The sequence below is a fragment of the Streptomyces krungchingensis genome, assembly GCF_054729265.1.
Map to the genome: position 1 here is coordinate 1,211,356 of NZ_JBPUKY010000001.1, position 26,821 is coordinate 1,238,176.

Here is a 26,821-nt window from a genome sequence, read left to right on the forward strand (position 1 = left end):
GGCACGCGGTGACGCGGGTCAGAGGATGAACTGCTCGACCGCGTTCGCGAAGCCCTCCTCCTCGTTGCTCGTGGTAACCCGCCTCGCCGCACGCTGGACCTCGTGGCCGGCGTTGCCCATCGCGATCGACAGTCCCGAGTGGGCGAACATCAGTACGTCGTTGGGCATGTCGCCGATCGTGGCGATCTGTTCGGGGGAAATCTGGAGCTTGGCGGACCAGTACTTGACGACACCCCCCTTGTTGGCCTGCGGATGGGTCACATCGAGGTAGTAGGGCTGCGAGCGGGCGGCCGAGACATGCTCGCCGAACTGCGTGCGAGCTGCGACGGCGGCCGCCTCGACGACCTGGTGGTCATCGCTGACTCCGACAACCTTGGCAATGCCCTGCTCTAGCCCGTCGAAGCCGGGAACGAGCGTGGGCGCGAACTGCACCGTCCAGCTCTCGCGATCCACGTGCGGCCCGTTCACGTCGCGGACGTACCAGTCGGCACCCCGGTAGATCCAGACGCCGAGGCCGAACGACTCCATCAGCGTGACGACCGGGGCCACCACCTCCGCGGGAATGACCTGCTGCTCGACGACGGTCATGTCCGGGTTGACGATGAGACCACCGTTGAAGGCGGCGAGTTCAGTGGCCAGCGTCAGAGGCTCGATGATCATGGACATGCCGCGGGGCGGTCTCCCGCTGGTCACCGCGAAGAGGACGCCGGCGTCGTAGAGCTTGTGGACCGCACGGACGGCGCGGTCGGTGAGGACCTTGTCGCTCGTGACCAATGTGCCGTCGACGTCGGCAAGAAGCAGGCGGATCGGGCGGGTTGGCATCACGCCTCCTTGAGCTCCGGTCGCGGCCGGTCCGAGCGGGAGGGGCAACGGCCCATGGATGCGGGGGATTTGGGGGACGGGTTCCCGGTCGACTCGAACTCCGAAAGTTGCTGGAGGTCACCGTCGCGGGCCGGCGTGAGTCGCAGTCGCGTTCTTCGCGAATACGTCCTTCTCGAATACGCCCTTCTCGAATAGAGGGGAATGCCGCCGCCCTTGAGGGCGCACAATGCTTGGATGTACCCCTTGGGATTTCATATAACCCTATAACGGCTATATTGCGAATATAAGGGATATGTGAGAATATTGAGATATGTATGGCTAAACTCATACGGGGCTTGACGTCCAAAGTTCACGCAACACATTTTGGGCCGGCCCCTGAGGGGAGCGGGCAGTGGCGCAGGCAAGTCCGGACAAGACGGCCCACGTGCTGGGGGTCGACATTGGCGGGACCGGCATCAAGGGAGCGCCGGTCGACCTCGGGGTCGGCAGCCTCATCGGTGAACGGGTCCGGATCCCGACACCGCATCCGGCGACCCCGGGGGCAGTCGCGGATGTGACCGTGCAGGTGCTCTCACAGATCGGCGTCCCAGGACCGGTCGGGCTGACGCTGCCGGCAGTCATCCGGGGCGGCAAGGTCCAGACGACGTCCAATATCGACCCGGCCTGGATGGAGACGGACGCGGCCCAGCTCTTCGCACGAGCGACCGGCCGCGACGTGAGGGTGGTGAACGACGCCGACGCGGCCGGGATCGCCGAGATGCGCTTCGGCGCCGGCAAGGGACGCAAAGGCGTCGTCGTCATGGTGACGCTCGGCACCGGTATCGGCAGCGCCGTCTTCTCCGACGGATACCTGGTGCCCAACAGCGAGCTCGGGCACCTGCCGCTGCATCACGGCGATGCCGAGGACTGGGCCGCGGAGTCGGTGCGCGAGCACGACGACCTGTCCTGGAAGAAGTGGGCGCACCGCCTGGAGACGTATCTCGACCTCGTCCAGCGACTGCTGTGGCCCGACCTGATGATCATCGGCGGCGGCGTCAGCAAGAAGGCCGACAAATTCCTGCCGTACATCGAGCTCAGGACCGAGATCGTGCCGGCGCAGCTGTTGAACGATGCGGGCATTGTCGGCGCGGCGCTCTTCGCCCCGGCCGGGAAAGCTCAACCCTAGCCTGCCGCGCTCGATATGAGCGCAGGGGCAGCACTTCCAGGGAGGCTCGCATTGAGCGGCAACCCGCACCGCGCCGTTCGCACAGAACCTGCCGGTCCCGATGGGACTGCTCGCCGGCTGGTACGGCGACTTCTACGGCACCCGGACCGTCGGCGGATGCTTGCTGTCGCGATCATCCCGGAACTCGGGAGCGCAACCGAGCCTGAGCTCGGCCACGACTCGTCCACGAACGCGCTGATCCGGCACCACCGCACGCTCAAGGAGCAGGAGGCACCACATGGCGACAGACAAGCCCATGCAACTCGGGATGATCGGGCTCGGCCGGATGGGGGCGAACCTGGTGCGTCGGCTGATGCGAGACGGACACCATTGCGTCGTGTCCGACGTCAACGCGGACGCGGTCGCCGAACTGGCCGGCGAGGGCGCGACGGGCGCGGACTCACTCCGGGATTTCGTCGCGAAACTGGACAGGCCGAGGGCCCTGTGGCTCATGCTTCCGGCTGCGATCGTCGACTCCATCCTCGACCAGCTCGAGCCGTTGTTGGAGCCCGGCGACATCCTCATCGACGGTGGCAATTCCTACTACCGCGACGACATCACACGCGCCAAGCGTCTTGCCGACAAGTCGCTGCACTATGTCGACTGCGGGACCAGTGGTGGAGTCTGGGGGCTGGAGCGCGGCTACTGCCTGATGATCGGCGGCGAGGACGAGGTCGTGGCTCACCTGGACCCGATCTTCAAGACGATCGCTCCCGGCGAGGGCAGCGCCGAGCCGACGCCGAGCCGGACCCGGACCGACGGCACCGCCCCGCTCGGTTACCTGCACTGCGGGCCGAACGGCGCCGGGCACTTCGTGAAGATGGTCCACAACGGGGTCGAGTACGGGATGATGGCCGCGATCGCCGAGGGCCTCGGCATCATCAAGCGCGCGAACGCCGGCACAAGCCGGCAAGAGGTCGACGCGGAGACGACGCCGCTGCGCGATGCGTGGGCCTACCAGTACGACATCGACGTCGGAGAGGTGGCCGAGGTCTGGCGGCGCGGCTCGGTCGTCGGCTCGTGGCTGGTCGACCTGGTCGCCGACGCCTTCGCCCGCTCGCCCTCCCTCGACGGCTTCGCCGGGCGGGTCTCCGACTCCGGGGAAGGCCGCTGGACCGTCCTCGCCGCGGTGGACGAAGGCGTCCCGGCACCGGTCATCACCACCTCGCTCTACGAGCGCTTCGAGTCCAGGCAGGCCGGGGAGTTCACCGACAAGATCCTCTCGGCGATGCGCTCGGAGTTCGGCGGGCACGCCGAAAAGAAGGGCTGAGGGCTGTGCGTCACGAACTCCAAGTCGTCGCCGACCCCGATGCGGTCGCCGACACCGCGGCGGCGCTCGTGGCGCGGCTGGCCCGGGCCTGCGTGCAGGCCCACGGCCGATTCACGTTCGCCGTCAGCGGGGGGCACACTCCCTGGGCGATGTTCGCGCGGCTGGCACATGAGCACGTCCCCTGGGAGCAGGTGGCGGTGTTCCAGGTCGACGAGCGCGTCGCGCCCGACGGCGACCCGGACCGCAACCTCACCCACCTGCGGGAGAGCCTCGGTGCGGCCCCGGCCGAGGTCATCGCGATGCCCGTGAACGACGCCGACCTTGACGCGGCGGCCGCCGCCTACGGGCGGTCGCTGCCCGAGAGTTTCGACCTCGTGCACCTGGGCCTCGGCCCGGACGGGCACACCGCCTCGCTGGTGCCACGGGACCCGGTGCTCGAAGTCTCGGACCGGCTGGTGGCCCTGACGGCGCCTTACATGGGCCATCAGCGCATGACACTCACCTACCCCGCACTCGCCCGCGCCCAGCAAGTGCTCTGGCTCATCACCGGAGCGGACAAGCGCGAACCGCTCTCGAGACTCGTGGCGGGAGACCGGTCGATTCCCGCCGGCCGGGTCGAGGCGGCGGCGTCGCTCGTCCTCGCGGACACGGCGGCGGCCGACCAGGGCCCTCCGCGCGCCGGTGCCCAGTCGCCCGCATGACCATGACGCCCGACTCTTTTGCAGTGCCGGCCCCGTGAGGGGGATCAGATGGCTTCGAACTCGTCGAACGTTCCCGCAGACGTGCTGGTCATTTTCGGGATCACGGGGGACCTCGCGCGAAAGATGACGTTTCGGTCGCTCTATCGGCTTGAGCGGCGCAAGCTGCTGACCTGCCCGATCGTCGGAGTGGCGCGCGACGACTGGTCCGACGACGCGCTGCGTGACCACGCCCGCGCGGCGATCGAGGCAGCGGGTGAGCCGCTCGACGACAGCGTCTTCGCCCGGTTCGCCGCCCGACTCAGCTATGTGCAGGGCGACTACGCCGACGAGGAGACGTTCCAACGCCTCGCCCGGGCGGTCAAAGGCAGTCGGCACCCCGTCTTCTACCTGGAGATCCCGCCATCCCTGTTTGCCCGGGTGGTCGGGGGCCTGGCAGGCGCCGGGCTGACCAAGGGGGCCCGGGTTGTCGTGGAGAAACCGTTCGGGCATGACCTCGCGTCGGCGCGCGCCCTCAACGCCGAGCTGCGTCAGCTCCTCGACGAGGACCAGTTGCTGAGGATCGACCACTTCCTCGGCAAAGAGCCTGCGATGGACATCCTGTTCCTGCGGTTCGCCAACTCGGTGTTCGAGCCGGTGTGGAACCGCGACCACGTCTCCTGCGTGCAGATCACCATGGCCGAGGACTTCGGGGTCGAGGACCGTGGCCACTTCTACGACCCGGTCGGCGCGCTCCGCGACGTCGTGCAGAACCATCTGCTGCAGCTGCTCGCCCTGGTGGCGTCCGAGCCGCCGTCAGGCGCCGACGCGGACGCGCTCCGGGACCGCCGGGTCGATGTGTTCCGGGCGATCCCCGACGCAGACCCGGCCCATTACGTCCGCGGGCAGTACGAGGGTTACCTGCAGGTCCCCGGTGTGAGGCCGCGCTCGCGCACCGAGACCTTCGTCGGGTTGCGGCTGGAGATCGAGAACTGGCGCTGGTCCGGGGTGCCGTTCTTCATCCGCGCCGGCAAGTCCCTCCCCGAGCGAGTGACCGAGATTCGGATCATGTTCAAGCGTCCGCCGCGGCTTGCGTTCGCGGAGCGGTTCGCGCCCGAGCGCGACCAGTGGATCCTGCGAATCGATCCGAGCCCGGGCATGAACTTCCGCATCCAGGCCAAGCAGCCGGGCAAGCAGGACACGCAGTTGGTGGATCTCGACCTCCTCTTCGCGGCCGAGCTCGGTGAGGCACCCGAGCCGTACGAGCGCCTGCTCAGTGATGCCATGCAAGGCAATGCGAGCCTGTTCACCCGGGAGGACTCGGTGGAGGAGACGTGGCGAATCGTCCAGCCACTGCTGGAGGTGCCCGGCGACCCCGAGCGCTACCGGCAGGGGACCTGGGGGCCGGCGGGCGCGAGCAAGCTCGTCGCCGGATATCCGCGATGGCACGAACCATGGCTGCCGGCGAGGTCTCCCCACTGACACAGCCGCGCCCCTGACCCGGTGAACCGCCGGTCGCGCCCTGGAGACGGCGGGTCAACCGCACCAACGGATATCGCCCGGAGTTCTTCCGCCAGGGGGCACCATCCCGTGCTGCAGGCAGGCACCGGCACCGGAAAGACCAGCACGCACCGCCACGGGGTGGACGTCGGGCTTGGCCGGCCGGCTGTGGCATCGGACGAGGTCGGTCCGAGGAGATCAGGGCTACCGGCCGGTGCCAACTGCCGGGCTCATAGGCCCATTGGAATGCCTGGTCACATCAGGCTAACGCCGGACCCGGGGCATCCCCAGTCCGATCCACGAGATGATCTCGCGCTGGATCTCGTTGTTGCCGCCGCCGAAGGTGAAGATCACCGCGGAGCGGTAGCCACGTTCGAGCTCGCCGTGCAGGACGGCTCCCGCGGAGCCCTCCTTGAGCACCCCGGGGGCGGCGACGATCTCCATCAGCCAGGCGTACGCATCGCGGCGCGCCTCGGAGCCGTACACCTTGACCGCGGAAGCGTCCTGCGGGGTGAGGGTGCCCTCCTGGACGGCGTTCACCATCTTCCAGTTGAGCAGTTTCATGGCGTCGAGCCGGGTGTGGGTCTGCGCGAGCCGGCGGCGCACCCAGGGGAGGTCGGCCACGCGGCGGCCGTCGGTGAGTTTGGTCTCCATGGCCCAGCGCTGCACGTCGTGCAGGGCGCGGATCGCCATGGTGCCGTGCGCGGCGAGCGTCACGCGTTCGTGGTTGAGCTGGTTGGTGATCAGCCGCCATCCCTTGTTCTCCTCGCCGACCCGGCGGGTGACGGGGACGCGGATGTTCTCGTAGTAGCTGGCGGTGGTGTCGTGCGAGGCGAGTGTGTTGATCAGCGTGCACGAGTAGCCGGGGTCGGAGGTCGGCACCAGGAGCATGGTGATGCCCTTGTGGGGCGGGGCGTCGGGGTCGGTGCGGACGGCGAGCCAGACCCAGTCCGCGGTGTCGCCGTTCGTCGTCCAGATCTTCTGCCCGTTCACGACGTAGTCGCCGTCGCCGTCGCCGTCGCGGACCGCCTTCGTCTTCAGCGCGGCGAGGTCGGTGCCGGCGTCGGGCTCGCTGTAGCCGATCGCGAAGTCGATCTCGCCGGAGAGGATCCTGGGCAGGAAGTGGGACTTCTGCTCCTCCGTCCCGAACTGCATGATCGTCGGGCCGACGGTGTTGAGCGCCATCAGGGGCAGGGGCACGCCCGCCTGGGCCGCCTCGTCGAAGAAGATGAACTGTTCCATGGGGGTCAGCCCGCGCCCGCCGTACTCCTTCGGCCATCCGACGCCGAGCCAGCCGTCCGTGCCCAGGCGCCGGACGGTCTCGCGGTAGAACCGCTTCTGCGAGGCGGGGTCGGCGTACCGGGCGTAGGCGTTGTCGGGCACCAACTCGGCGAAGTAGTCGCGCAGTTCGGTGCGCAGACGCTGCTGTTCCGGCGTGTATTCGAGATGCACGGCGCCTCCTGTTGCCCGGTGCCCGAGCTGGTTCTCCCGGCTGGTCGGCGCACACAGTAGAACGTGTTGCAGAACTTGGGAATGCTGATGACGCGTCAGGGGGATTTCCCGTGCCCCCTTCGGGGGCCACCGCCACTCCTCCCCCGGGGCGCCATCACCGGGTAACCGGGACCTCTTGCCCAATCACCGGGAACCCGGCGCCTCTTGCCAATCACCGTGCACCCGGGACCTCTTGCCCGATCACCGGGTCCCCGGGGCCCGTTCGGCGCGCACCGTCTCCCACATCGCCCGCATCGACGCGTCCAGGCCGTGGCGCGGGCTCCAGCCGAGCAGCCGCCGTGCCCGCGTGCTGTCGACCTGGATCCAGTCCGCGCCACGGCTGTGCACGGCTCCCGGGTGACCGCGCACCGAGTCCCGCGGGCGCCCCGAGGCGCGGACCAGCGCGGCGACCAGGGTCCGGATGTCGCGGGCCCGGCCGCTGCCGATGTTGAACACCCCGTGGGCCGCGGGACTTTCGGCGGCCCGCACCACCGCGTCCGCCGCGTCGCGCGAGTCGACGTAGTCGCGGTGCGCCTCGGCCAGCGTCAGGTCGACGGGGCCCGGCTCGTCGCGCAGTCGCGCGGCCAGGGAACCGAAGAAGCTCTCGGCTGCGGGGTGCGGCCCGATGGTGTTGGTGAGGCGCAGCACCACACCGTCGAGTTCTCCGGCGCGCGCGGCGTCGAGCACCAGCCGGGCCGCCACCAGCTTGGACCGGGGATAGGGCTGTCGCGGATCCGGCCGGACCCGCTCGTCGATGGAGGTGCCCCGGGGGACGGGCCCGTACTCGTGGATGGTGCCGAGCTGCACCAGGCGCGGAGGCTCGGGCGTCTTCTTCAGCGCGTCCACCAGCCGCTCCACCAACCGGACGTTGGTGGCGTGGAGTTCCTCGCCCCAGCCGAGCGTCGCGTTCACCACCGCGTCCACCCGCTGTGCGGCCAGGAAGTCGGCGAGCCGTTCGGCGGGTGCGGCGGCGACGTCCAGCGCGACGAACCGATGGGCCGCCATGTGGGGTGCGGGTCGGCGGGCGACGGCGACCACTTCGGTGCCGCGGGCGGCGAAGGCCTGGGCGATCTGCCTGCCGACGCACCCGGTCGCGCCGATGACCGCGACCCGTCCGTTCGCGCCGGACGCCGCCGGCCCTGTCGTGGGCGCCTCGCTCACCGGCCGGGTTCCGCTTCCGCCGGCCACTGCCGGCAGTCCTCGTAGCGGGGCAGCATCCCCCGCGCCTCCGCGTCGGCGAGCGAGACGGCGGCCGTGTCCCGCTCCGACATGACGAACTCCATGTCGTACGGCCACGGCAGGCCGAGGACCGGGTCCAGCGGGTCGACGGCCTGTTCCAGCTCGGTCCGGTAGGCGCTGGAGACGAGGTACGACATCACGGTGTCGTCGTCGAGCGCGAGGAAGGCGTGCCCGGCGCCGTCGGGGATGTACACGGCACGGTAGGAGACGGCGTCCATCTCCACGATGTCCCACTTGCCGAAGGTCGGTGAGCCCAGCCGGATGTCCACGACCGCGTCGAGGGCCCGGCCCTGCGCGCAGTACACGTACTTGGCCTGGCCGGGAGGTGTGGTCGTGAAGTGCAGGCCGCGCAGCACGCCCCGGGCGGAGCGGCTGTGGTTCGTCTGCGCGGTCACGAACGGCTCGCCGACCGCCGCGACGAACGCCTCCTCCTGGAGCGGCGACACGAACAGCCCCCGCGCGTCCGTGTGGATCTCGGGGGTGAACTCGAAACTGCCGGCCACCGCGAGCCTGCGCGTACGCATCCCGGTCACCTGCCGGCCGTGTCGTCGTTGCGGGACAGGACCGTGCAGCCGGGAGCGCCGAACCAGCGCCGCAGGGCGTCCTCCAGCTCCAGCAGCACGTCCTTGCGGGGCACACCGTCGCCGGGGTCCACCCACGCGACATGGCCGTCCGGTCGGAGCAGCAGTCCCTGTCCGTCCTCGGTCGCGACCCGGCCGACACGGTGCGACCACTCGGTGGCGAGCCGCGCGGCCTCCTCGGCCGGGCCCTCCGGCAGCAGCAGTGCCCCGCGGCCCGTGCGCAGGACCGTGCGGACCTCGGCACCGACCGAGGCCGGCAGCGGAGGGCAGGGGCGGCCGAGCAGGTCGTGCTCGTAGCGGCCCGCGGCGGCGGCGTAGTGGACGTCCAGGCCCGTCATCTCGTGCGCGAGACGGCTGTTGACCTCGGGGAGCGCGAGAAGCTCCGCGAACATCTCGCGGAGCGGGTCGACCTTGGGGTCGGGGGCCATGAGCAGCAGCTGCACCCGGGTCTCGCGCAGCACGCGCCCGGCGACCGGGCGGCGCTCGGAGCCGTAGCTGTCGAGCAGTCCGGGCGGCGCCCATCCGACGATGGTCCCGGCCAGCTTCCAGCCCAGGTTCACGGCGTCCTGGAGGCCGAGGTTGAGGCCCTGCGCCCCTATCGGGAAGTGCACGTGGGCCGCGTCGCCGGCAAGCAGCACGCGCCCCTGCCGGTAGGTGTCCGCCAGCCGGGTCGTGTCGGCGAACCGGGACAGCCAGCGCGGCCGGTCCATCGCGACGTCGATGCCGGTGATCCTGCGCACCGTCTCGCGCAGTTCGTCCAGCGTCACCGGCGCGTGCTCGGAGCCGGACTCCGGCGGGGTGAACTCGGTGGTGAGCACCCGGGTCACGCCGGGTTGCAGGGAGATCGCCATGAGCAGACCCCGGGGGGTGCGCATGGTGCCCGGCACTCCGTTGGGCAGCTGTCCGGGGTCGGCCAGTTCCACGTCGGCGAGGAGCGCGCGGACCGTGGGCGGTGAGCCGCCGAAACCGATGCCCGCGAGCTTGCGGACGGTGCTGCGCCCGCCGTCGCAGCCGACCAGGTAGTGCGAGCGCAACCGGTAGGTGCCCTCGGGCGACTCGACCTCGGCCACGACGTCGGAGGGCGTGGCGTCGAGCCCCCGCAGGGTGTGCCCGCGGCGGATCTCGACTCCGCACGCCAGGGCGTGCTCCTCCAGGAGCTCCTCGGTGCGCGCCTGAGGGATGAGCAGGGCGTAGGGGTGCTCGTTGCGCAGGTGCCCGAAGTCGAGCAACGGTTCCAGGCCCGCGAAGTGGGCCTTCGGCCAGGTGCGGTTGCCCTCCTTGAACCGGTCGAGCAGGCCTCGCTGGTCCAGGACGTCCAGCATCCTCGCCTGCATGCGGAAGGCACGGGAGTGCCCGCTCGGCTCCGTCAGCCGCTCCAGGAGGACCACGCGGGCGCCCCCGAGCCGCAGTTCGGCGGCGAGCAGCAGACCGACCGGGCCCCCTCCGACCACGACGACGTCGGTGTTCATCGAACCTCCAGGTCCCTGTGCGGCGTATCCCCGTTGTCCCCGTTGTCCCCGTTGTCCCTGTCTTCCCCGTACGGCGGCGTGCGCGGATCGCCGTCCAGCAGGGCCGGATCCGGTGCCATCGGGCCGGCGGCCAGGCCGAGCCCCGCCAGCCGCGTGCACAGGCCCCGTCCGATGCGGCGCCCGAGCGCACGGGCGAAGTCGAGGTCGTACCAGGCAGTGCGCATGCCCTCACCCTTGCGGGGGCTTCTGGAGCCCGGGTCGAGGACCCGTCGACCGGTCCGCCGCCACGTCGACCACGAGTCGAGGGGGGCTCCAGCAGCGTGCCCGAGCCTGGGGCGCGGATGACCTTCGGCAGCAGCGGATGACCTTCGGCAGCAGAGGATCGGATGGCAGTGACGAACGGACCTCGCACTCCCCAGGTACTCGTGGCGGGGGCCGGCCCGGTGGGGCTCGCCCTGGCGTTCGAACTCGCCCGCCGCGGAATCCCGTTGCGTCTCATCGACGCGAAGGACGCACCCGCGACCACCAGCCGCGCCGTCGCCACGCATCCGCGCACCCTGGAGGCGTACGACCAGATGGGCCTGGTCGAGGAGATGCTCAAGCGGGGCCGGGAGATCCGGGCCTTCACCCTCTTCCAGGACGGCCGCCGGCTCGCCCGCCTCGACGCGGACTACTCGACGATGCCGACCCGGTTCCCCTTCACGCTCGCCATCGAGCAGACGGCGACCGAGGAGGTGTTCCGCGACGCGCTCGCGGATCTCGGGGTGGTCCCCGAATGGGGGACGAAGCTGGAGCGGATCGCACGCGACGACGACGGCGTGACCGTGGGGCTGAGCCATGCCGACGGCCGGCAGGAGACCGTGCGCACCCCGTGGCTGGTCGGCTGCGACGGCGGGCACAGCACCGTACGCCGTTCCCTCGACCTCCCGCTGATCGGCGAGGCCAACCAGACCTGGCTGCTGGCCGACGCGCCCATGACCAGCGAGCTGCCGCCCAACAGCATCTACTGGGTGCGCGCCGAGGGCGGCACCCTCATGGCGGTACCCCTGGCCGACGACCGGTGGCGGCTGCTGGACACCGCCGAGACCGACTACGACGGCGACCCCGGCCGTCTCGCGGCGCGCTTCGAGCGCAAGCTCAGCCAGGGCATCGGCCACCGGGTACGGATCGGCACCCCGACCTGGGTGTCGGTCTTCACGGCGCAGCAGCGCATGGTCCCGGCCATGCGCGTGGGCCGCTGTCTGGTGGCGGGCGACGCGGCCCATGTGCACAGCCCGGCGTCCGGGCAGGGCATGAACACCGGTATCCAGGAGGCCGTCAATCTGGCCTGGAAGCTCGCGATGGTCATCGACGGACATGCCCGCGCGGAGCTGCTGGACAGCTACACCAGCGAGCGCGTGCCGGTGGGCGAGGCCCTCCTGGAGTCCACCAAGAAGGCCACGCAGATGATCGAGCTGCGCAGCCGGTTCACGGATCTGGCACTGCCCGTGATCTTCGGGGTGGTGAGCCGGGTCGCCCCCATACGCAGGCGGATGCAGCGGGAGATGCTCGGCGGGATGTCGGGGCTGCTGCTCTCGTACGCGAACCGTTCGCTGACCGTCGCGGACGCCGGCGGCGGCAGCGGCCCACGCCCGGGGACCCGGCTCACCGAGGTCACCGACTCGGACCTCACGGGCACCGGCTGGCCCGCGCTGCTCACGGCACTGCGCCGGCCCGGCTGGCTGCTGCTGACCGCCCCGGCGCCGCAGGAGCCCGCCGTCGCCGACGCGGTCGGCCGGGCACGGGAGGAGCACGGCGGCTGGCTGTCGGTGCTGAGCGTCACCGAGGCAAAGTCGGCCACCGACCCGGAGGTGGTCCCCGACAGCGACGGACGGGTCTCGGAACGGCTCGGCCTGTCCCCCGGTGGATGGCTCCTGGTCCGCCCCGACGGCTATCTGCTCGCCCGTGGGCCCGCACTGTCCTGGCCGGCCCTGTCCGCCGCGCTCGGGCGGCTGCCGCTCACCCGTCCCCGCTGAGGAGCCCCGATGGATCTCGGACTGACCGACCGGGTCGTCCTCGTCACGGGCGGCACCCGGGGCATCGGAGAGGCGACCGTGCGCGCCTTCGCCGCCGAGGGTGCCCGCGTCGCGCTGACCTATGCCGGCGCGAAGGACAGGGCGGACTGCCTGGTGCGTGAACTCGGCGGCCCGGACAGGGCTCTGGCGGTCCACTACGACCTGGCCCGGCCCGGCACGGTCGAGGACCTCGTACCGACGGTCGAGCGGCACTTCGGCACGGTGGACGTGCTCGTCGCGAACGCCGTGCGCCGGCCCGCGGGACGCCCCCGCCCGGGCTTCGAGCGCCTGGACCCGGCGGACTGGGCCGCGTTCCTGGACGACAACCTGACCGCGACGATCCGCACGGTGCAGACCGCGCTCGGCGCCATGCGCGCCCAGGGGCACGGCCGCATCGCCCTGATCTCCTCCCACCTGGCCGCCAAGGGCCAGGCGGGCCAGGAGGTCTACACGGCGGCCAAGTCGGCGCTGCACGGCTTCGCGCTCAGTCTGGCCCGCGACGCCGGCCCCGACGGGGTCCTGGTCAACGTGATCAGTCCCGGGCTCACCACGACCGAGGGGGCCCTGCGCCACCTCCCCGCGGCCGTCCTGGAGAAGGCCGCGGCGGCACTGCCGACCGGGCGCCTCGGCAGCCCGGAGGAGGTCGCCAGGACCGTCGTCTTCTACTGCTCGGCGGCCAACGAGAACATCACCGGCGAGCTGGTCTCCCTGGTCGGGCGCGGGTGACGCCACCCGCGCCCGGCCCTCGCCCGCGGGCCGCCCGCCCGCACTCCTCGTGGAAGGAACACCAGTGGTCAACACCCAAGCCCCCGTGGGCGAATCGGTCGTCGTCGACGCGCCGGCGAAGGTCGTCCTCGACCTGATCACCGATCCCGATCCGCTGCACTATCTCTCCCCCTCCGTCGTCCACGCGGACCGCACCGATCGGGGCGGGGCGCAGGACTCCGTGACGATCTGGACCATCACCGACGACGAGCGGGTGTGGTCCCGCACCCAGGACCGCACGCTCGACGCCGACGGCCTGCGGGTCACGTTCGAGGACACGCCCGAGTCCTCGCTCGCCGGTGTGCGCGGCGCATGGGTGCTGCGCGCGGTCTCGGAGGACAAGACCGAGATCGAGCTGCGGCAGGACACGAGCGCGCTCACCTCCCCCGAGGACCTCGCCCGAGCGGAGTCGGCACGCTCCGACCTGCTGTCGACGGTGGCGTACGCCGCCGCGAACCGGCAGGAACTGTCCGACCTCGTCGTCGACTTCCGTGACCCGCTGTTCGCCGCGGGGTCCGCCGAGGACGCGTACCGGATCCTGTACGAGGCCGATCGCTGGCCCGAGCGGCTCGCCCATGTCTCCCGGATCGACATGACCGAGGACGTGCCGGGCATCCAGTTCTTCGACATGGACACCACGACGTCCGACGGCGCCCCGCACACGACCCGTTCGGTGCGGATCTGCTTCCCGCACTCCAAGATCGTCTACAAGCAGATCGGGCTCCCGGCGCTGCTGGACGCGCACACCGGGCACTGGCTGTTCACCCCGACCCGCGAGGGCATCGTCGTCGAGTCGCGGCACGTCGCCGTCATCAAGCCGTCGGCGCTGCCGATCCTGGGTGAGGGCACCACGGTCGAGGACGCGCGCCGCTATCTGCGCCGGGTGCTGAGCACCAACTCCATGACCAATCTGCGGCTGTCCAAGGAGTTCGCGGAGGAGCAGGCGCGTGCGTGAGCCCGTCGAGCGCCTGGACGAGCTGCCGCGGCTCGCCGCCGAGGCCCACCCCGACCGCGTGGCCCTGCGTACGGACCGCGGCGACGTGCTGACCTTCGGGGAACTGGAGCGGCGGGTGAGCGGCTGCGCGGCACGCATCCGCGGCCTGGTGGGCGGGCCCGGCACGACCGTCGCGATCACCTCGGTCCTCCATCCCGACTTCGCCGTGGCGTACTACGGCACGCTGCGCGCGGGCAATGTCGTCGTGCCGGTCAATCCCTTCCTCCGGGCGAAGGGTCTGGAGGCCCTCGTCGCCGCGAGCGGGGCACGGCTGGTGCTCACGACGGAGGAGATCGCCGCCGAGCTCGGCGACACGGTGACCTCGCTGGACATCGGCGACCGGACGCTGTGGGACACCGGACCGCTGCGGGAGGCGCCCGCCGTGCGCCCCGACGACGTCGCGTCCGTCCACTTCACCAGCGGCACGACCGGCGCTCCGAAGGGCGTGCGGCAGACCCATCACAACCTGGCGGTCAACGCGGCACAGACCGTGCACGCGCACGGTCTGGACGCCGGCTCGGTGACCGTCAACCATCTGCCCACGTTCCACCCGATGCACCTGAACTCGGCGCTGTTCGCGGCCGCCGAGCAGGTGCTGGCCACCGATCCGGACCTGGCGGCGTCGCTGCGGACGGCGAACGAGGCGCGGGCCACGAGGTACTACAGCCTGCCGATGCGGCTCAGCCGTCTCGCGGCGCGACCGGACCTGGCGGAGCTGCGGCTCGACACCGTGGAGGCCGTGTTCTCCGGCGGCTCCGCGCTGCCGGTCCCGGCGGCACGCAGGCTCGGCGACCACTTCGGGATCCCGGTCCTCCAGGGGTACGGGCTCGCCGAGACGGCGCCGATGACCCACTGCGGCAGTCGCACCCGGCCCAAGGACGGTTCGTGCGGGCCTCCGGTCCCCCGCACCGAATGCCGGATCGTCGACCTCACCACCGGCAAGGCACTCGGCCCCGGTGAGCGCGGCGAGATCCAGGTGCGCGGCCCGCAGCTGATGAAGGGGTACCTGGGCGAGCCGGACGGTGCGGCCCTGGACGCCGAGGGCTGGTTCGCCACCGGTGACGTCGGCGAGGTCGACGAGGACGACTGCCTCTTCGTCGTCGACCGGCTCAAGGACGTCTTCAAATGCGACAACTGGCTGGTCTCCCCGCAGGAGATCGAGCAGGTGCTGCTCGCGCACCCCGCCGTGGCGGACTGCGCGGTCGTCGACCACCCGGACGAGTTCAGCGGCGCCGTGGCGGTCGCCCTCGTGGTGACCCGTCGTCCCGAAGGGCCCGAAGCACTGGACGCCATCGCCGCGGACGTCAACTCCGGCCTGCCGTACTACCAGCACATCCGGCACATCCGGGCGGTCCCCGACATCGCCCGGTCCGGCGGCGGCAAGGTCCGCCGCCAGGACCTGCGTCGGCTCTTCACGGAACTGTTCGCCACGCGCGGATGACACCGGACCACCACCGACCCCGACCAAGGAGTACGACCATGGTGACCCTGATCAACAAGTTCACGGTGACGGGCGAAGTCGACGCGTTCCGGCGCGCCATCGCCGAGGTCAGCGCCTACATGCAGGCGCAGCCCGGCTTCATCAGCCACGAGGTCTACCGCTCGATCAGCAAGCCGAACATCTTCGTGGAGACCGCCCACTGGGACGACCCCGACTCGCACAAGAAGGCGGTCCAGAGCGAGGAGTTCCGCAACCGCGTCCGCGGCCTGGCCGGTCTCGCCACACCCGACGCCGACCTGTACGCGCCGGTCGGCGAGGACCACTGAGGCCGCGCCGGACGCACTCCGGCGCCGGCCACACGGGAAGGCCCCCGGGAATCTCTCCCGGGGGCCTTCCCGTGTGGCGCCGCTCAGCCGGGTACGCCCACGCCGTCCTTGGTGACGCGCCGTCGGCTGACCTTCAGCTCGCCGTCCTCGCGGACGAGCACGTCCTCGCACACACAGCTCATCCTCACCTGGGGATCGCCGCCCAGCACGGTGCCGATGATGAGCGCGTAGCACCGCACGTGCAGCGAACCGTCGGCCGCGGAGTCCACCGCGACCATGCCGTGCCAGTGGCGTCGCACCTCGCCCGCGGCCACCAGCGCCTCGTGGGCGGAACGCACGGCACGGGCCAGGGCGGTCCTGCCGACGACGGGTTCGGGGCGGTGCTCCGGCGCGAACTCCCCGTCCTCGGTGAAGGTCTGCGCCCACTCCTCGGCCCTGCCGCTGTCGAGGAGTTGCATGTGGCGGGCGTAGAACTGCTGTACCTCGGTGTAGAGCGCCTCCTGAGCGGGCGCCGCGTCGAGGGTGGTGTCGGTCATACGGTCCTGTCCTCCGTGATCGGGGTGGGTGCCGAGTCGTGCGGGTCGCCCGGGCCGGTCGGGTCGGCCGAGCCGGTCGGGTCGGCCGAGCCGGTCGGGTCGGCCGAGCCGGTCGGGTCGGCCGAGCCGGTCGGGTCGGCCGAGTCAACCAATCGGCCGGCGCTGCCAGGTCAGCCAGGTCAGCCGGGCCGGGCGGGCAACGCTTCAGTGCGGCCTGCATTCCAGTACCGCCCAGTCACCGACGGCCGGTTCGCAGTCCAGGGCGAATCCGCCGGCAGCGAGCAGCGCGCGCCATTCGTCGAGGTTGCGCTCGCGCCCGCCCATGACCACGAGCATGTCGACGTCGAGGAACTTGGCGGTGTCCCAGGTGTTGCCGGGTGCCACGACCTGTTCGAGGACGAGCAGGCGCGCCGCGGAGTCGCTGATGGCCCGTCGTACGCCGCGCAGGATCTCCACGGCCTTCTCGTCCGGCCAGTCGTGCAGCACGGTCTTCAGGACGTACGCGTCGCAGCCGGACGGGACCGGGTCGGTGAAGAAGTCGCCGCCGACCACCTCCACACGGTCGGCGACCTCACGCTCGCTCAGCAACTCATTTGCGGTGTCCGCGACTTGCGCGCGGTCGAAGAGCACACCGCGGACGCCGGGGTTGCGCCGCAGGATCTCGGCGAGGAAGTATCCCCGGCCTCCGCCGATGTCGGCGACGACGGGGAACCGGGAGAAGTCGACGCGGTCCAGATAGAGCCCGCCGAGCCGCCGGCTGATGGTGGTCATGGCGTCGTCGAAGACCTCGCCCGCCTCCGGATTGCCCTGGAGGTACTCCCAGAACGACATGCCGTGCGCGGCGTCGAAGCCGGGCCGGCCGGTCCGCGCGGAGTGCAGGATCGATCCGAACGAGCCCCAGAAGAAGCCGGATCCGTCGAGCAGCACGGCGTCCCGCACCCCGTCCGGCAGGTCGGTGCGCAGCCCCTCGGCGAGGGGGGTGAGGGCGAACTGCCGCCCGTCCAGCTCCTGGAACACGCCAAGGAGGGCGGCACAGCGCAGCATGCGGTAGAGCGCCGCCTCGTCGGCGCCCACCGCGTCGGCCAGTTCGGCGACCGTGCGGGGTCCCTTGACCAGCTGGTCGGCGACGTTGAGCTCGGCGAGCGCGTACACGACGGCGGAGAAGCGCTGCCCGTTGGCGAGCAGCATGAGCCGCTGGCGCGGCGGGACGTCCGGCCGGTCGACGAAGGAGTACGCCGGCACCGGCCCGGTGTCGCCCGCGCCGCTCTCGCCCGGCGCTGCCTGCGCCCCGCGTGTGTGCGCGTGGATGTCGTCGGTCATGTCCGTCAGCCCTCGTCGTCGATGAAAGCGACCGCGCGGGTCCAGCCTGCTCCGGCTCCCGTGATCTTCACGGGGAAGCAGGAGAGGGTGAAGCCGCGCGGAGGCAGCCGGTCCAGGTTGGCGAGACGCTCGATCTGGCAGAACTCGCGGTCGCGCCCCGTGAAGTGGGCGGGCCACAGGACCGAGCGGTCCCCGGTCTGCCGGTACCGTCGCAGGATGTCGCCGAAGGGCGCGTCCAGGCTGAACGCGTCCGTGCCGATCACTTTCACCCCCAGGTCGAGCAGGAGGTGCACGGCGGGTCCGTCGAGTCCCGTGAAGTGGGTGAAGTACTTCTCCGTCCCGGCCCACCGGTCGGCCCCGGTGTGCAGGAGCACGATGTCCAGGGGTGCCGGCTCGACACCCGTCCGGTCCAGTTCGGCCCGTATCCGGTCGGCCCCGACGGCGCCCGGCTCGGCGTCGGTGAGGTCGAGGACGACGGCGGGCCGGTGGAACCAGTCCAGCGGGAGCTCGTCGACGGTGCGGGGCGGGCCCTCGCGGTAGGAGGCGCGGGTCCCGTAGTGGGCCGGCGCGTCGATGTGGGTGCCGGTGTGGGTGGTGAGCCGCAGCGTGTCGATCGACAGCAGTTCGCCGTCGTCGAGCACGCTCGGGTCGAAGTCGATGCCGAAGTGCTCACGCATCTCGTCGGCCATGTGCCGGGCGCCCTCGGCCGGTGTGATCACCTCGTGGGTCACCGGCTCGGGCTCCCAGCCCCGGGCATCGACGGGTGACGACAGGTCGACCAGTCTCATCCGCGATCACTCTTTCTGGTTGACGGTGAAGAGGTTGTCGGCGACGCGGATGCCGGGGGCTCCGAAGGCGATCCGCTGGGTGAACTTGGCGCCGATCGGGGTGCGCATCACCACTCGGGCGAGCTTGGGACGCAGGAAGGTGGCCAGGCTGTCGGCGGACAGCATCATCCGGCTCTGCACGGCCTGGAACTTCATGACGGCCTTGATGTGCGGCCTGCGGATCCTCTCGAACTCCTCGAGCCGCGCCGCGCTCACATCGCCGTCCCTGACGGCGGCGAGCAGGATCGGGTGGAGCAGCGCGGCGTCCTGGACGGCGAGATTGATGCCCTGGGCGCCGAGCGGGCCGTGCGTGTGGGCGGCGTCGCCGATGAGGACGAGGCCGTCGCCGGTCCACCGCTCGGCGGCGGCGCCGAACACGTCGAGGAGCGAGACGTCGGCAAAGCTGCGCAACGCCCCCTCGACCCGGTCGGCGAACTGCGGGGTCGCCGCCGTGATCCTGCGGCGCACCTCGCCGATGCCGAGCGGGGCCAGGCGCTTCCACTCCCCCTTGGGCAGGGTCCAGCCCATCTGCACAGCGCCCGGGTGGGAGTCGTAGGCGAGGACGGGGTTGCCTCCAGCGCGGTTCACCATGACTTCGCCGAGACGCTCCGTCGCGGGCAGCCGGAACCAGACCACGTCCTGGTCGAAGACGTCCTGGCGGACGTGGTCGATGCCGGCGAGCCGGCGGACCTGCGAGTGGCGTCCGTCCGCCGCGACCACGCAGGCGGCGCGCACGGTGTACGTGACGTCCTGGGCCTTGGCGTACACACCGCGTACGGCGTCGCCCTCCCGGATCAGGCCGTTGACCCGCGCCACCGTGTAGCGGAACTCCGGGAACTCCTGGCATCGGTCGAGGAGTTCGGCGAGCAGATGCGCCTGGGGCAGGCTGAGCAGATAGTTGTACGGGGACTGGAGCCTGCGGTAGTCGAAGTTCATCAGCACGCGGCCGTGCTCGACCAGCCGGAACCGCTCCAGGACGTGCGCGCCGCGGTCGGTGGCGCCTTTGAGGACACCGATCTCGTCGAGCACGGCGAGGCCGCCGGGCTGGAGGATCTCGCCGCGGTACTCGCGGCTGAGCGAGGAGCTGCGCTCGACGACGGTGACGCGCGCGCCGGACCGCAGCAGCAGGAGTGCCAGGGTCATGCCCGCGGGGCCGCCACCGACGACGCAGACGTCCGTGCGAGTGTCTTCTTCCATGTCGTCCTCCGTCAGGCCAGCAGGCTCAGGCCGCCGTCGGCGGACACCACGTGGCCGGTGATCCACTGGGCCTCGGGCAGGCAGAGCAGCGCCACCGTGTCGGCGACGTCCCGGGGTGTGGCGAGGCGTCCCGCGGGGGTGCGGGCACCGATCGCGCGGGCGACCTCGGGGCGCGGGGTGTCGGCGCCCTTGTCGAGCTTGGACGCGGAGACCGCGTTGACGGTCACGCCGCGGTCGGCCAGTTCCACGGCCACGAAGCGTGTCAGGCTCTCCAGGGCGGCCTTGGCGACGCCGAGGCTGACCATGTGGGGAGCCACACCGCGGGCGACGCTCGCCGAGACGACGATGATCCGGCCGCCCTCGGACAGCAGGTCCGCGGCGGGCCCCGCGGACGCGGCGAGCGGCACCAGCGCGGTCGCCGTGTCGGCGTACACCTCCGTCAGGCGCATGCCGAGGACCGGCATGGGGTGCGCCGAGGCGGCTGCGTGGACCAGGATGTCGAGACGGCCGTGCCGCTCGCGGACGTGGCGCATCGCCTCGGGCAGGGTCTCGGCCCGGCGCGCGTCGCCGCGCAGCGTCTCCAGGCTGCCGGGCGTGTCCTTCAGGTCCGCGAGCAGTGTCCCGGCGTCCGCGGCGGAGTGGGCGAACGTCGCGACGACGTCGCATCCCGACACGGCCAGCTTCTCGGTGACGGCCCGGCCCACTCCGCGCGTTCCGCCGATGACGAGGGCGCTCCTGCCCTTCAGGCCTGGCAGCGGCGGTACTTCGCTGCGCGAGTGCGGTTCCGACACGGTGCACTTCCTCTCGCTGTCCGGGCCGCCGCGGGCTGCACTCGGTGAACTGGCCCTGTGGGTGGGTTGGTTGCTGTCACCGTGTCCCAGAACGGTCGATCGTGGCTGGAGCCGGAGCGGAGCGCGCGGGGAGCACGAACACCGGCTGCACGCCTCCCGAGGACGGGGGGGTGCGCTTCGCTCGGGCGGGTGCACCTGGCACGGGCGGGCGCACGCGACACGGGCCGGGGCACCCCGCACGGGCGGCCGGGGTACGCCGCAGGGGCCGGGCACCCCGCAGGGGCCGCCAGGGCACGCCACAGGGGCCGAGGCGCGCCGCAGGGTCGAGTGCACGCCGAACGGAGGGTGGCCGCACCCTGGGTGGGGTACTCGCGCCCCGGGGGTACTCGGGCCCCGGGATATCCGCACCCTGGGGCGGGTGTTCGCGCGCCAGCGACACCCGGGCCGAGGAGATGTCCGTGCCCCGGGGGGTGTTCGCGCCCCAGGGACACCCAGGCCCAGGAGATGTCCGTGCCCCGGGGGGTGTTCGCGCCCCAGGGACACCCAGGCCCAGGGGACATCCGCGCCCCGGGCGGGACTTCACCGCTTCGACCAGCGGTCCAGTTGCCGTCGAGTGGAGTTGACGACGCTGGTGTCATGACAGCTCCCGCTCTCGAAGCCGTGACGAACCTCCGCAGACTCGCCCTGGCCGCAGGCCACGCGGCCGCGCTCCGCGCCGCGGTACAGCTCGGCGTGGCCGACGCGCTCGGTGAGGAACCCGCGACCGCCGCCGAGCTGGCGCGCCTGGTGAACGCCGAACCGGGCACGCTGGACCGGCTGTTGCGCGCGCTCAGCTCGCAGGGCGTGTTCATCGCCCAGGGCGACCGCTACGCGCACACGCCGGTCTCCCGGCTGCTGCGCGGCGACACTCCGCGCAGCCTGCGCGACATGGTCCTGTGGGCCACCGAACCGTGGACCTGGGAGGTCTGGCCGCGTCTCGCCGACGCCGTCCGTACGGGAAAGGGCGGCTTCGGCGAGACGCACGGCAAGGACTTCTTCACCTATCTGTACGAGGACGCGCCGGAGTCGGCCGAGGTCTTCAACCGCGCCATGACGCAGGCCAGCCGGCTCTCGTCCGGGGCGATCGCCGAGACGCTCGACCTGCGCGGCGACCTGACCGTGGTGGACGTCGCCGGCGGGCACGGCGATCTCATCGCGACCGTCCTGGAGCGCGACCCGTCCCTGCGTGGTGCCCTGTTCGACCTGCCCGGTGTGCTGGAGGACGTCGATCCGCGGTTGCGCAAGGGCGGTGCGCTGGACGGCCGTTGCCGTCTGGTGGCCGGTGACTGCCGGGAGTCGGTGCGGGTGGAGGCGGACGTCTTCATCCTGAAGAACGTCCTGGAGTGGGACGACGCGGCCACCGTGGCCGCGCTGCGCAATGTCGCCGCCTCCGCCCGTCCGGGCGGACGGGTCGTCGTCATCGAGAACCTGGTCGACGGAAGCCCCGAGACCGGGTTCACCACTGCCATGGACCTGCTCCTGCTGCTGAACGTCGACGGCCGCAAGCACCTGCGCCGCAGTCTGCTGCGCCTGGTCGAGGAGGCCGGGCTGACGGTGACCGACGTCCGGCCGGTCGGCCCGTATCTGCACATGATCGACAGCCGGGTTCCCGAAGGCGGCGGGGACACCGGTCGCTGACCGCCGCGAGGACGCCGGCCGTCCCCCTCCGTCCGGGGCTGCACGCCCCGGGCGGAGCGCGCCCGGCGAACATTTCTCGGGCGAGACCTCTCAAACCCAATGACACACATAAAACAGGTGTGGATTTCCCCCGATTCCATTCACGGAATACTCAGTGGGAAACGCCTGACGCCACACGGTCGAGAATCGCCAGCGAGTCGGCCATGGGGTCGAAGCACAGCATGGCGTGCTGGAGGCCCCGTATGCGCGGGGACGGTTCCAGGCCCAGGTCCGTGACCAGCCGGTGCCGGTACTGGTGGAACGAGTCGAGCGCGGCGGACAGCCGGCCGGCCCGGAACAGGGCCAGCATGTGCTTGACGCGGATCCCCTCGTGCAGGGGGTAACTGCCCACCAGGACGGTCAGTTCGCTCTGTACCTCGCGGTGCCGGCCGAGCCGCAGGTTGGCCTCGATGCGCATCTCGGTCGCGGCCAGCCGGCTCTCCTCCAGGCCGCAGATCTGCGGATAGAGCAGCGGGCCGGGGCGTACGTCGCTCAGCGGGGCGCCGCGCCAGAGCTCGAGTGCGCGCGAGAGCAGCTCCTCCGCTCTTTCGTTGTCGCCCTGCTCCAGGAACTTCTGTCCCTGCTCGACCAGGTTCTCGTAGGCGCTGAGGTCGTGTTCGGTGTGGTCCGCCTGGAGGAGGTACCCGGGGACCCGGGTGACGAGCGCGTCCGTCGGAGGCCGGCCCACTTCCTGGGCGACGTCGCGGAACATCCTCCGCAGTTGCAGGACGTACGTCTGGAGCGTGGTGGACGCGCTGCGCGGCGGGCGCTCGTCCCAGAGCTCCTGGATCAGGGAGGCCGTGGACACCGCACGGCCGGGTTCGAGCATCAGCATCGCCAGTACGCTGCGAGGCTTGGGTGCCGTCAGGATTTCGGCTACTTCGACATCATCGATGGTTAATGTACCGAGCACTCCGAGCTTCATCTTGCTTACCCCCAGGATGGCCAAAAACAACTTACCCCCGCAGTCAGTGCTGCTAAGGCAATCCGAGATGAATCAGATTATCACGAGCGGACAAAAAAACCATGCCTTACTCGTGAGTATTGCGATCAAGACTGCACACGAATGCGCAGCTCTGAAAAATCGGCGGCGTGCCGCAAACGTGGACACCGTCCGTTACGACTGATCCCCCTCTCGTGAAACAAAGCTCTGCCCTATACGCCACTCTGGGTGATCCGCGTACCAGCGAACAGTCTCGGCCAATCCCGTGGCGAAAGGTATGCGTGGAGCAAAACCGAGAGCGCGCAGCTTGCTGTCGTCCAGGCTGTAGCGCCGGTCGTGCCCCTTGCGGTCCATGACGTGTTCCACCATGTCCCAGTCACGACCGCAGGCTTCGAGAAGACGCTCGGTCAATTGACGATTGGTCAATTCCGCGGTGCCCGCGATGTGGTAGATCTCGCCCGGCTCGCCGCGCTCGGCGACCAGCTGCACGCCACGGCAGTGGTCCTCGACGTGCACCCAGTCGCGGACGTTGCCGCCGTCGCCGTACAGCGGCACCTTCCGGCCCTCCAGGAGCCTGGTGATGAAGAGCGGAATGACCTTCTCGGGGTACTGGCGCGGCCCGTAGTTGTTGCCGCAGCGGGTGATGGACACCGGCAGGCCGTGGGTGACCGCGTAGGCGCGGGCCACCAGGTCTCCGCCGGCCTTGGACGCCGCGTAGGGCGAACGCGGCCGCAGCGGGGCCTCCTCGTCCCACGAGCCGGCGTCGATCGATCCGTACACCTCGTCCGTCGAGACCTGCACGACACGCGGCGTGCCCGCCTCCAGACAGGCCTGGAGCAGGGCGTGGACCCCGAGCACATTGGTCTGCACGAATTCCGCGGAACCGGCGATGGAACGGTCGACGTGGGATTCCGCGGCAAAATTGACGACGACATCTTGGCCGGGTATCACCTTGCTCAGCAGCTCGGGGTCGCATAAATCTCCCCACACGAACTCGCACCGTACTTCGCCCAAATTGGCGGGATTTCCGGCGTAGGTCAGTTTGTCGAGGACTGTCACCTCCGCGTCCGCAAAAGCGGGATACTGCCCGGCCAGCACGGCACGCACGTAGTGCGAGCCGATGAAACCGGCGCCGCCGGTGACCAGAATGCGCGGTCCGTTCATGACGCGATCCGCACCCGGCTGCGGTCCCCGAGGACGAGATTGTGCGCACCCGGCGGTTCGGGGGTGCGGGCGATCTCGACGTCCTGTCCGATCAGCGAGGACTCCAGCGGCCGGACACCGGTGATCGAGGCACGCGGCATCACGATCGAGTCGCGGATCCAGCTGTCGGTGATACGGCAGTCCTCCGCGATCGAGGTGTACGGGCCGACACGCGAGTTGGTGACGGTCGTTCCCGAGCCGATCACGGCCGGGCCGACGACCACGGAACCGGTCACCCGCGCCCCCGGCTCGACGACCACCTGGCCGCTGATCTCACTGTCGCGCACGATGCCGGCGCTGGAGGGATCGAGGGACCGCAGCACCAGCCGGTTGACCTCCAGCATGTCCGGCACGTTCCCCGTGTCCTTCCAGCAGCCGGTCATGACGGCGGCGTCGGTCCGCAGGTCGTGGTCGATGAGCCACTGCACCGCATCCGTGATCTCCAGTTCGCCGCGCGCCGAGGGCTCCACCTCGGCGACCGCCTTGTGCACGGCCGAGCTGAACAGATAGACGCCCACGACGGCGAGATCGCTCCGCGGCCGGCGCGGTTTTTCCTGGAGCCCCGTGACGCGGCCCTCCGCGGACACCTCGGCCACGCCGAACTGCCGGGGGTCGTCGACCTGGGCGAGCATGATCTGCGCGGCGGGCCGGTGGGCCCGGAACCGCTCCACGAAGTCGGTGATGCCGTCGAAGACGATGTTGTCCCCCAGATACATCACGAAGTCGTCGTCACCGAGGAAGTCACGGGCTATCTTCACAGCGTGGGCCAGACCGAGCGGCTCCCGCTGCCACAGATAGGAGACCTCCAGGCCGAACCGCGATCCGTCGCCGACCGCGGCCTCGATCTGGGCACGGGTGTCCCCGACGACGATGCCGGTCTCCGTCACCCCCGCGGCGGCGATCGCTTCCAGACCGTGGAACAGCACCGGTTTGTTGCCCACGGGCACGAGTTGTTTGGCCAGCGTGTGGGTGATCGGCCGCAGCCGGGTTCCTGAACCGCCGGAAAGCACGAGCGCTTTCATGAGCTGAACCTTCCCTACGAGGCGTTCGGTGGTTGTGCCGGCGAGGGCCCCGGGTCCCGGGTCCCCGCGGCAGCCGGCTCGGGCTCCAGGAGCCGGCCGACGAGCCCGGTGTCGTGCCGGGCCGTGCTGAACTCGTCGCTCTCGACGACCGAGCGGAGGAAGCCCGCCGTGGTGTGCATGCCCTTGCCCTCGATCCGGACCTCGTCCAGGGCACGGCGCATACGGGCCAGCGCGAGCTCCCGGTCGGGGGCCCAGACGGCGACCTTGGCGAGCAGCGGATCGTAGAAGACGGAGATGCGCGAGCCGTCCCGCACATGCGTGTCCACGCGCACGAACGGGCCTGCCGGCAGGGTGAGTTCGTCGATGAGCCCGGGCGTCGGGGTGAAGTCCCGGTCGGCGTCCTCCGCGTTGATGCGGCACTCGACGGCGCACCCGCGGGGCACGACGTCACGCCGGCCGAGCCGCAGCGGATGCCCGGCGGCGACCCACAACTGCTCATGGACCAGGTCGACGCCGGTGACCATCTCGGTGACCGGATGCTCGACCTGGATACGGCAGTTGACCTCCATGAAGTAGAAGCGTCCGCTGTCGTCGTACAGGAACTCGAAGGTCCCCGCGCCGACGTATCCGGCGGCCTTGGCCCCCTGCACGGCGTGTTCCGCCATCGCGGTGAGCACGTCGCGGTCCAGCCCGGGAGCCGGGGTCTCCTCGATGAGCTTCTGGTGGCGGCGCTGCACCGAGCAGTCGCGCTCGCCGAGATGGATCACATTGCCGAAGCGGTCGGCGAGTATCTGGATCTCCACGTGCCGTGCCGACTGCAGATAGCGCTCCAGATAGACCCTGCCGTCCCCGAACACGGCGGCGGCGTGGCGCCGCGTCTCCCGGTAGACGGCGGGGAACTCGGCGGCCGAGTGCGCCACTCCGATCCCGCGGCCGCCGCCCCCGGCGACCGCCTTCACCACCACCGGGTAGCCGATCTCGGCCGCGAACGCCTCGGCCTCGCGCGGCGACGACACGGGGTCCAGCGTGCCGGGCAGCAGGGGCAGCCCGGCGTCGGCCATGAGGCCGCGGCAGGTGGACTTGTCGCCCAGCGCCTCCATCACCTCCGGGGGCGGGCCGATGAAGGTGATGCCCTCGGCGGCGCACACCTCGGCGAAGTCGGCGTTCTCGGAGAGGAATCCGTAGCCGGGGTGGATCGCGTCCGCTCCGACGCGCCGGGCGGCCTCGATGACGGCGGGGATGCTGAGGTAGCTCGCCTGTGCCGACCCCGGGCCGATGCGGACCGCCTCGTCGGCGTACCGCACGACCTCGCTGTCGGTGTCCTCGGTCGAGTACACGACGGCGACCCTGATCCCCAGTTCACGGCAGGCGCGCGCGACACGCAGGGCGATCTCGCCCCGGTTGGCGACGAGGACGGTGCGGAACACTGCGCC

The 26,821-nt window shown here is 70.9% G+C and carries 26 protein-coding genes; 10 read left to right on the forward strand and 16 right to left on the reverse strand.

From position 1 onward, the window contains the following. Nucleotides 1–18: 18 nt before the first annotated feature. The gene (locus ACSYGO_RS05530) at nt 19–822 is read right to left on the reverse strand and encodes a Cof-type HAD-IIB family hydrolase (protein ID WP_432174726.1); all 804 of its coding nucleotides are present in this window, start codon (nt 820–822) and stop codon (nt 19–21) included. Between the two features lie 391 nt (nt 823–1,213). Here ACSYGO_RS05530 and ppgK point away from each other — a divergent pair, with 391 nt between their 5' ends. The 4 genes from ppgK (at nt 1,214) to zwf (ending at nt 5,455) form a co-directional block, all read left to right on the forward strand. Then, on the forward strand, nt 1,214–1,987 hold the full coding sequence (ppgK, locus tag ACSYGO_RS05535) for a polyphosphate--glucose phosphotransferase (RefSeq protein ID WP_426678379.1): 774 nt from the start codon (nt 1,214–1,216) through the stop codon (nt 1,985–1,987). Nucleotides 1,988–2,264: 277 nt separating this feature from the next. Next, complete coding sequence (gene gnd / locus ACSYGO_RS05540; protein ID WP_426678378.1) at nt 2,265–3,296, forward strand: phosphogluconate dehydrogenase (NAD(+)-dependent, decarboxylating); 1,032 nt, start codon at nt 2,265–2,267, stop codon at nt 3,294–3,296. 5 nt (nt 3,297–3,301) lie between these two features. Further along, nucleotides 3,302–3,997 (forward strand): 6-phosphogluconolactonase, encoded by a 696-nt coding sequence (pgl, locus tag ACSYGO_RS05545; RefSeq protein WP_426678377.1) that lies wholly within the window; start codon nt 3,302–3,304, stop codon nt 3,995–3,997. A gap of 48 nt (nt 3,998–4,045) precedes the next feature. Further along, nucleotides 4,046–5,455, forward strand: coding sequence for a glucose-6-phosphate dehydrogenase (gene zwf, locus ACSYGO_RS05550; RefSeq protein WP_426678376.1), 1,410 nt, complete (start codon nt 4,046–4,048; stop codon nt 5,453–5,455). A gap of 282 nt (nt 5,456–5,737) precedes the next feature. Here zwf and ACSYGO_RS05555 read toward each other — a convergent pair whose 3' ends face one another. The 5 genes from ACSYGO_RS05555 to ACSYGO_RS05575 form a co-directional block, all read right to left on the reverse strand. Then, nucleotides 5,738–6,925, reverse strand: coding sequence for an acyl-CoA dehydrogenase family protein (locus tag ACSYGO_RS05555; protein ID WP_426678375.1), 1,188 nt, complete (start codon nt 6,923–6,925; stop codon nt 5,738–5,740). Between the two features lie 240 nt (nt 6,926–7,165). Further along, nucleotides 7,166–8,125, reverse strand: coding sequence for an NAD-dependent epimerase/dehydratase family protein (locus ACSYGO_RS05560; protein ID WP_426678374.1), 960 nt, complete (start codon nt 8,123–8,125; stop codon nt 7,166–7,168). Then, nucleotides 8,122–8,727, reverse strand: coding sequence for a dTDP-4-dehydrorhamnose 3,5-epimerase family protein (locus ACSYGO_RS05565; RefSeq protein ID WP_426678373.1), 606 nt, complete (start codon nt 8,725–8,727; stop codon nt 8,122–8,124). Before ACSYGO_RS05565 ends, ACSYGO_RS05560 begins: the two co-directional genes overlap by 4 nt. Before the next feature lie 5 nt (nt 8,728–8,732). Then, on the reverse strand, nt 8,733–10,253 hold the full coding sequence (locus ACSYGO_RS05570; RefSeq protein WP_426678372.1) for an FAD-dependent monooxygenase: 1,521 nt from the start codon (nt 10,251–10,253) through the stop codon (nt 8,733–8,735). Next, nucleotides 10,250–10,477: a hypothetical protein gene (locus tag ACSYGO_RS05575; RefSeq protein WP_460385929.1), complete on the reverse strand. Its 228-nt coding sequence runs from the start codon at nt 10,475–10,477 to the stop codon at nt 10,250–10,252. Before ACSYGO_RS05575 ends, ACSYGO_RS05570 begins: the two co-directional genes overlap by 4 nt. 168 nt (nt 10,478–10,645) lie before the next feature. Between ACSYGO_RS05575 and ACSYGO_RS05580 the strand changes: the two genes are divergently transcribed. The 5 genes from ACSYGO_RS05580 to ACSYGO_RS05600 all read left to right on the forward strand — a co-directional run bounded on the left by ACSYGO_RS05580 (nt 10,646) and on the right by ACSYGO_RS05600 (nt 15,833). Continuing rightward, on the forward strand, nt 10,646–12,268 hold the full coding sequence (locus tag ACSYGO_RS05580; RefSeq protein ID WP_426678370.1) for an FAD-dependent monooxygenase: 1,623 nt from the start codon (nt 10,646–10,648) through the stop codon (nt 12,266–12,268). Nucleotides 12,269–12,277: 9 nt separating this feature from the next. Further along, nucleotides 12,278–13,033, forward strand: a complete 756-nt coding sequence (locus ACSYGO_RS05585; protein WP_460385930.1) for an SDR family NAD(P)-dependent oxidoreductase — start codon at nt 12,278–12,280, stop codon at nt 13,031–13,033. Between the two features lie 64 nt (nt 13,034–13,097). Continuing rightward, complete coding sequence (locus ACSYGO_RS05590; protein WP_460385931.1) at nt 13,098–14,027, forward strand: SRPBCC family protein; 930 nt, start codon at nt 13,098–13,100, stop codon at nt 14,025–14,027. Further along, nucleotides 14,020–15,507: a class I adenylate-forming enzyme family protein gene (locus ACSYGO_RS05595; protein WP_460385932.1), complete on the forward strand. Its 1,488-nt coding sequence runs from the start codon at nt 14,020–14,022 to the stop codon at nt 15,505–15,507. The genes ACSYGO_RS05590 and ACSYGO_RS05595 overlap by 8 nt, the downstream gene beginning before the upstream one ends. A gap of 38 nt (nt 15,508–15,545) precedes the next feature. Continuing rightward, complete coding sequence (locus ACSYGO_RS05600) at nt 15,546–15,833, forward strand: antibiotic biosynthesis monooxygenase family protein (protein WP_426678366.1); 288 nt, start codon at nt 15,546–15,548, stop codon at nt 15,831–15,833. Between the two features lie 83 nt (nt 15,834–15,916). On the opposite strand, the gene ACSYGO_RS05605 is transcribed toward ACSYGO_RS05600, so the two are convergent. The 6 genes from ACSYGO_RS05605 to ACSYGO_RS05630 are packed head-to-tail and all read right to left on the reverse strand — an operon-like array spanning nt 15,917 to nt 20,504. Then, nucleotides 15,917–16,369, reverse strand: coding sequence for a nuclear transport factor 2 family protein (locus ACSYGO_RS05605; RefSeq protein ID WP_426678365.1), 453 nt, complete (start codon nt 16,367–16,369; stop codon nt 15,917–15,919). Beyond that, nucleotides 16,366–16,521, reverse strand: coding sequence for a hypothetical protein (locus ACSYGO_RS05610; RefSeq protein WP_460385934.1), 156 nt, complete (start codon nt 16,519–16,521; stop codon nt 16,366–16,368). The genes ACSYGO_RS05605 and ACSYGO_RS05610 overlap by 4 nt, the downstream gene beginning before the upstream one ends. A gap of 52 nt (nt 16,522–16,573) precedes the next feature. Continuing rightward, nucleotides 16,574–17,689 (reverse strand): methyltransferase, encoded by a 1,116-nt coding sequence (locus ACSYGO_RS05615; protein ID WP_426678364.1) that lies wholly within the window; start codon nt 17,687–17,689, stop codon nt 16,574–16,576. 5 nt (nt 17,690–17,694) lie between these two features. Beyond that, on the reverse strand, nt 17,695–18,477 hold the full coding sequence (locus ACSYGO_RS05620; RefSeq protein WP_460385935.1) for a cyclase family protein: 783 nt from the start codon (nt 18,475–18,477) through the stop codon (nt 17,695–17,697). Between the two features lie 6 nt (nt 18,478–18,483). Next, the gene (locus ACSYGO_RS05625) at nt 18,484–19,713 is read right to left on the reverse strand and encodes an FAD-dependent monooxygenase (RefSeq protein ID WP_460385936.1); all 1,230 of its coding nucleotides are present in this window, start codon (nt 19,711–19,713) and stop codon (nt 18,484–18,486) included. Between the two features lie 11 nt (nt 19,714–19,724). Continuing rightward, nucleotides 19,725–20,504, reverse strand: coding sequence for an SDR family oxidoreductase (locus ACSYGO_RS05630; protein WP_460385937.1), 780 nt, complete (start codon nt 20,502–20,504; stop codon nt 19,725–19,727). A gap of 636 nt (nt 20,505–21,140) precedes the next feature. Here ACSYGO_RS05630 and ACSYGO_RS05635 point away from each other — a divergent pair. Continuing rightward, nucleotides 21,141–22,181 carry a methyltransferase gene (locus ACSYGO_RS05635; protein WP_460385938.1) on the forward strand — a complete coding sequence of 347 codons (1,041 nt, stop codon included), beginning with the start codon at nt 21,141–21,143 and terminating at the stop codon, nt 22,179–22,181. 151 nt (nt 22,182–22,332) lie between these two features. Here ACSYGO_RS05635 and ACSYGO_RS05640 read toward each other — a convergent pair whose 3' ends face one another. The 4 genes from ACSYGO_RS05640 to ACSYGO_RS05655 all read right to left on the reverse strand — a co-directional run bounded on the left by ACSYGO_RS05640 (nt 22,333) and on the right by ACSYGO_RS05655 (nt 26,815). Further along, nucleotides 22,333–23,145 carry an AfsR/SARP family transcriptional regulator gene (locus ACSYGO_RS05640; RefSeq protein ID WP_460385939.1) on the reverse strand — a complete coding sequence of 271 codons (813 nt, stop codon included), beginning with the start codon at nt 23,143–23,145 and terminating at the stop codon, nt 22,333–22,335. 192 nt (nt 23,146–23,337) lie between these two features. After that, nucleotides 23,338–24,327: a dTDP-glucose 4,6-dehydratase gene (gene rfbB / locus ACSYGO_RS05645; RefSeq protein WP_460385940.1), complete on the reverse strand. Its 990-nt coding sequence runs from the start codon at nt 24,325–24,327 to the stop codon at nt 23,338–23,340. After that, a complete protein-coding gene (locus ACSYGO_RS05650; protein ID WP_432174704.1) occupies nt 24,324–25,388 on the reverse strand; it encodes a glucose-1-phosphate thymidylyltransferase in 1,065 nt (354 codons plus the stop codon). The genes rfbB and ACSYGO_RS05650 overlap by 4 nt, the downstream gene beginning before the upstream one ends. A gap of 14 nt (nt 25,389–25,402) precedes the next feature. Next, nucleotides 25,403–26,815: an acetyl-CoA carboxylase biotin carboxylase subunit gene (locus ACSYGO_RS05655; protein ID WP_426678356.1), complete on the reverse strand. Its 1,413-nt coding sequence runs from the start codon at nt 26,813–26,815 to the stop codon at nt 25,403–25,405. Nucleotides 26,816–26,821: the final 6 nt, after the last annotated feature.

Coding starts and splice junctions, on each gene's coding strand:
- ACSYGO_RS05530 (WP_432174726.1), bottom strand. CDS start 822: ATGCCAACCCGCCCGATCCGCCTGCTTCTTGCCGACGTCGACGGCACA.
- gnd (WP_426678378.1), top strand. CDS start 2,265: ATGGCGACAGACAAGCCCATGCAACTCGGGATGATCGGGCTCGGCCGG.
- zwf (WP_426678376.1), top strand. CDS start 4,046: ATGGCTTCGAACTCGTCGAACGTTCCCGCAGACGTGCTGGTCATTTTC.
- ACSYGO_RS05565 (WP_426678373.1), bottom strand. CDS start 8,727: ATGCGTACGCGCAGGCTCGCGGTGGCCGGCAGTTTCGAGTTCACCCCC.
- ACSYGO_RS05570 (WP_426678372.1), bottom strand. CDS start 10,253: ATGAACACCGACGTCGTCGTGGTCGGAGGGGGCCCGGTCGGTCTGCTG.
- ACSYGO_RS05575 (WP_460385929.1), bottom strand. CDS start 10,477: ATGCGCACTGCCTGGTACGACCTCGACTTCGCCCGTGCGCTCGGGCGC.
- ACSYGO_RS05585 (WP_460385930.1), top strand. CDS start 12,278: ATGGATCTCGGACTGACCGACCGGGTCGTCCTCGTCACGGGCGGCACC.
- ACSYGO_RS05600 (WP_426678366.1), top strand. CDS start 15,546: ATGGTGACCCTGATCAACAAGTTCACGGTGACGGGCGAAGTCGACGCG.
- ACSYGO_RS05605 (WP_426678365.1), bottom strand. CDS start 16,369: ATGACCGACACCACCCTCGACGCGGCGCCCGCTCAGGAGGCGCTCTAC.
- ACSYGO_RS05615 (WP_426678364.1), bottom strand. CDS start 17,689: ATGACCGACGACATCCACGCGCACACACGCGGGGCGCAGGCAGCGCCG.
- ACSYGO_RS05620 (WP_460385935.1), bottom strand. CDS start 18,477: ATGAGACTGGTCGACCTGTCGTCACCCGTCGATGCCCGGGGCTGGGAG.
- ACSYGO_RS05625 (WP_460385936.1), bottom strand. CDS start 19,713: ATGGAAGAAGACACTCGCACGGACGTCTGCGTCGTCGGTGGCGGCCCC.
- ACSYGO_RS05635 (WP_460385938.1), top strand. CDS start 21,141: ATGACAGCTCCCGCTCTCGAAGCCGTGACGAACCTCCGCAGACTCGCC.
- ACSYGO_RS05640 (WP_460385939.1), bottom strand. CDS start 23,145: ATGAAGCTCGGAGTGCTCGGTACATTAACCATCGATGATGTCGAAGTA.
- rfbB (WP_460385940.1), bottom strand. CDS start 24,327: ATGAACGGACCGCGCATTCTGGTCACCGGCGGCGCCGGTTTCATCGGC.
- ACSYGO_RS05650 (WP_432174704.1), bottom strand. CDS start 25,388: ATGAAAGCGCTCGTGCTTTCCGGCGGTTCAGGAACCCGGCTGCGGCCG.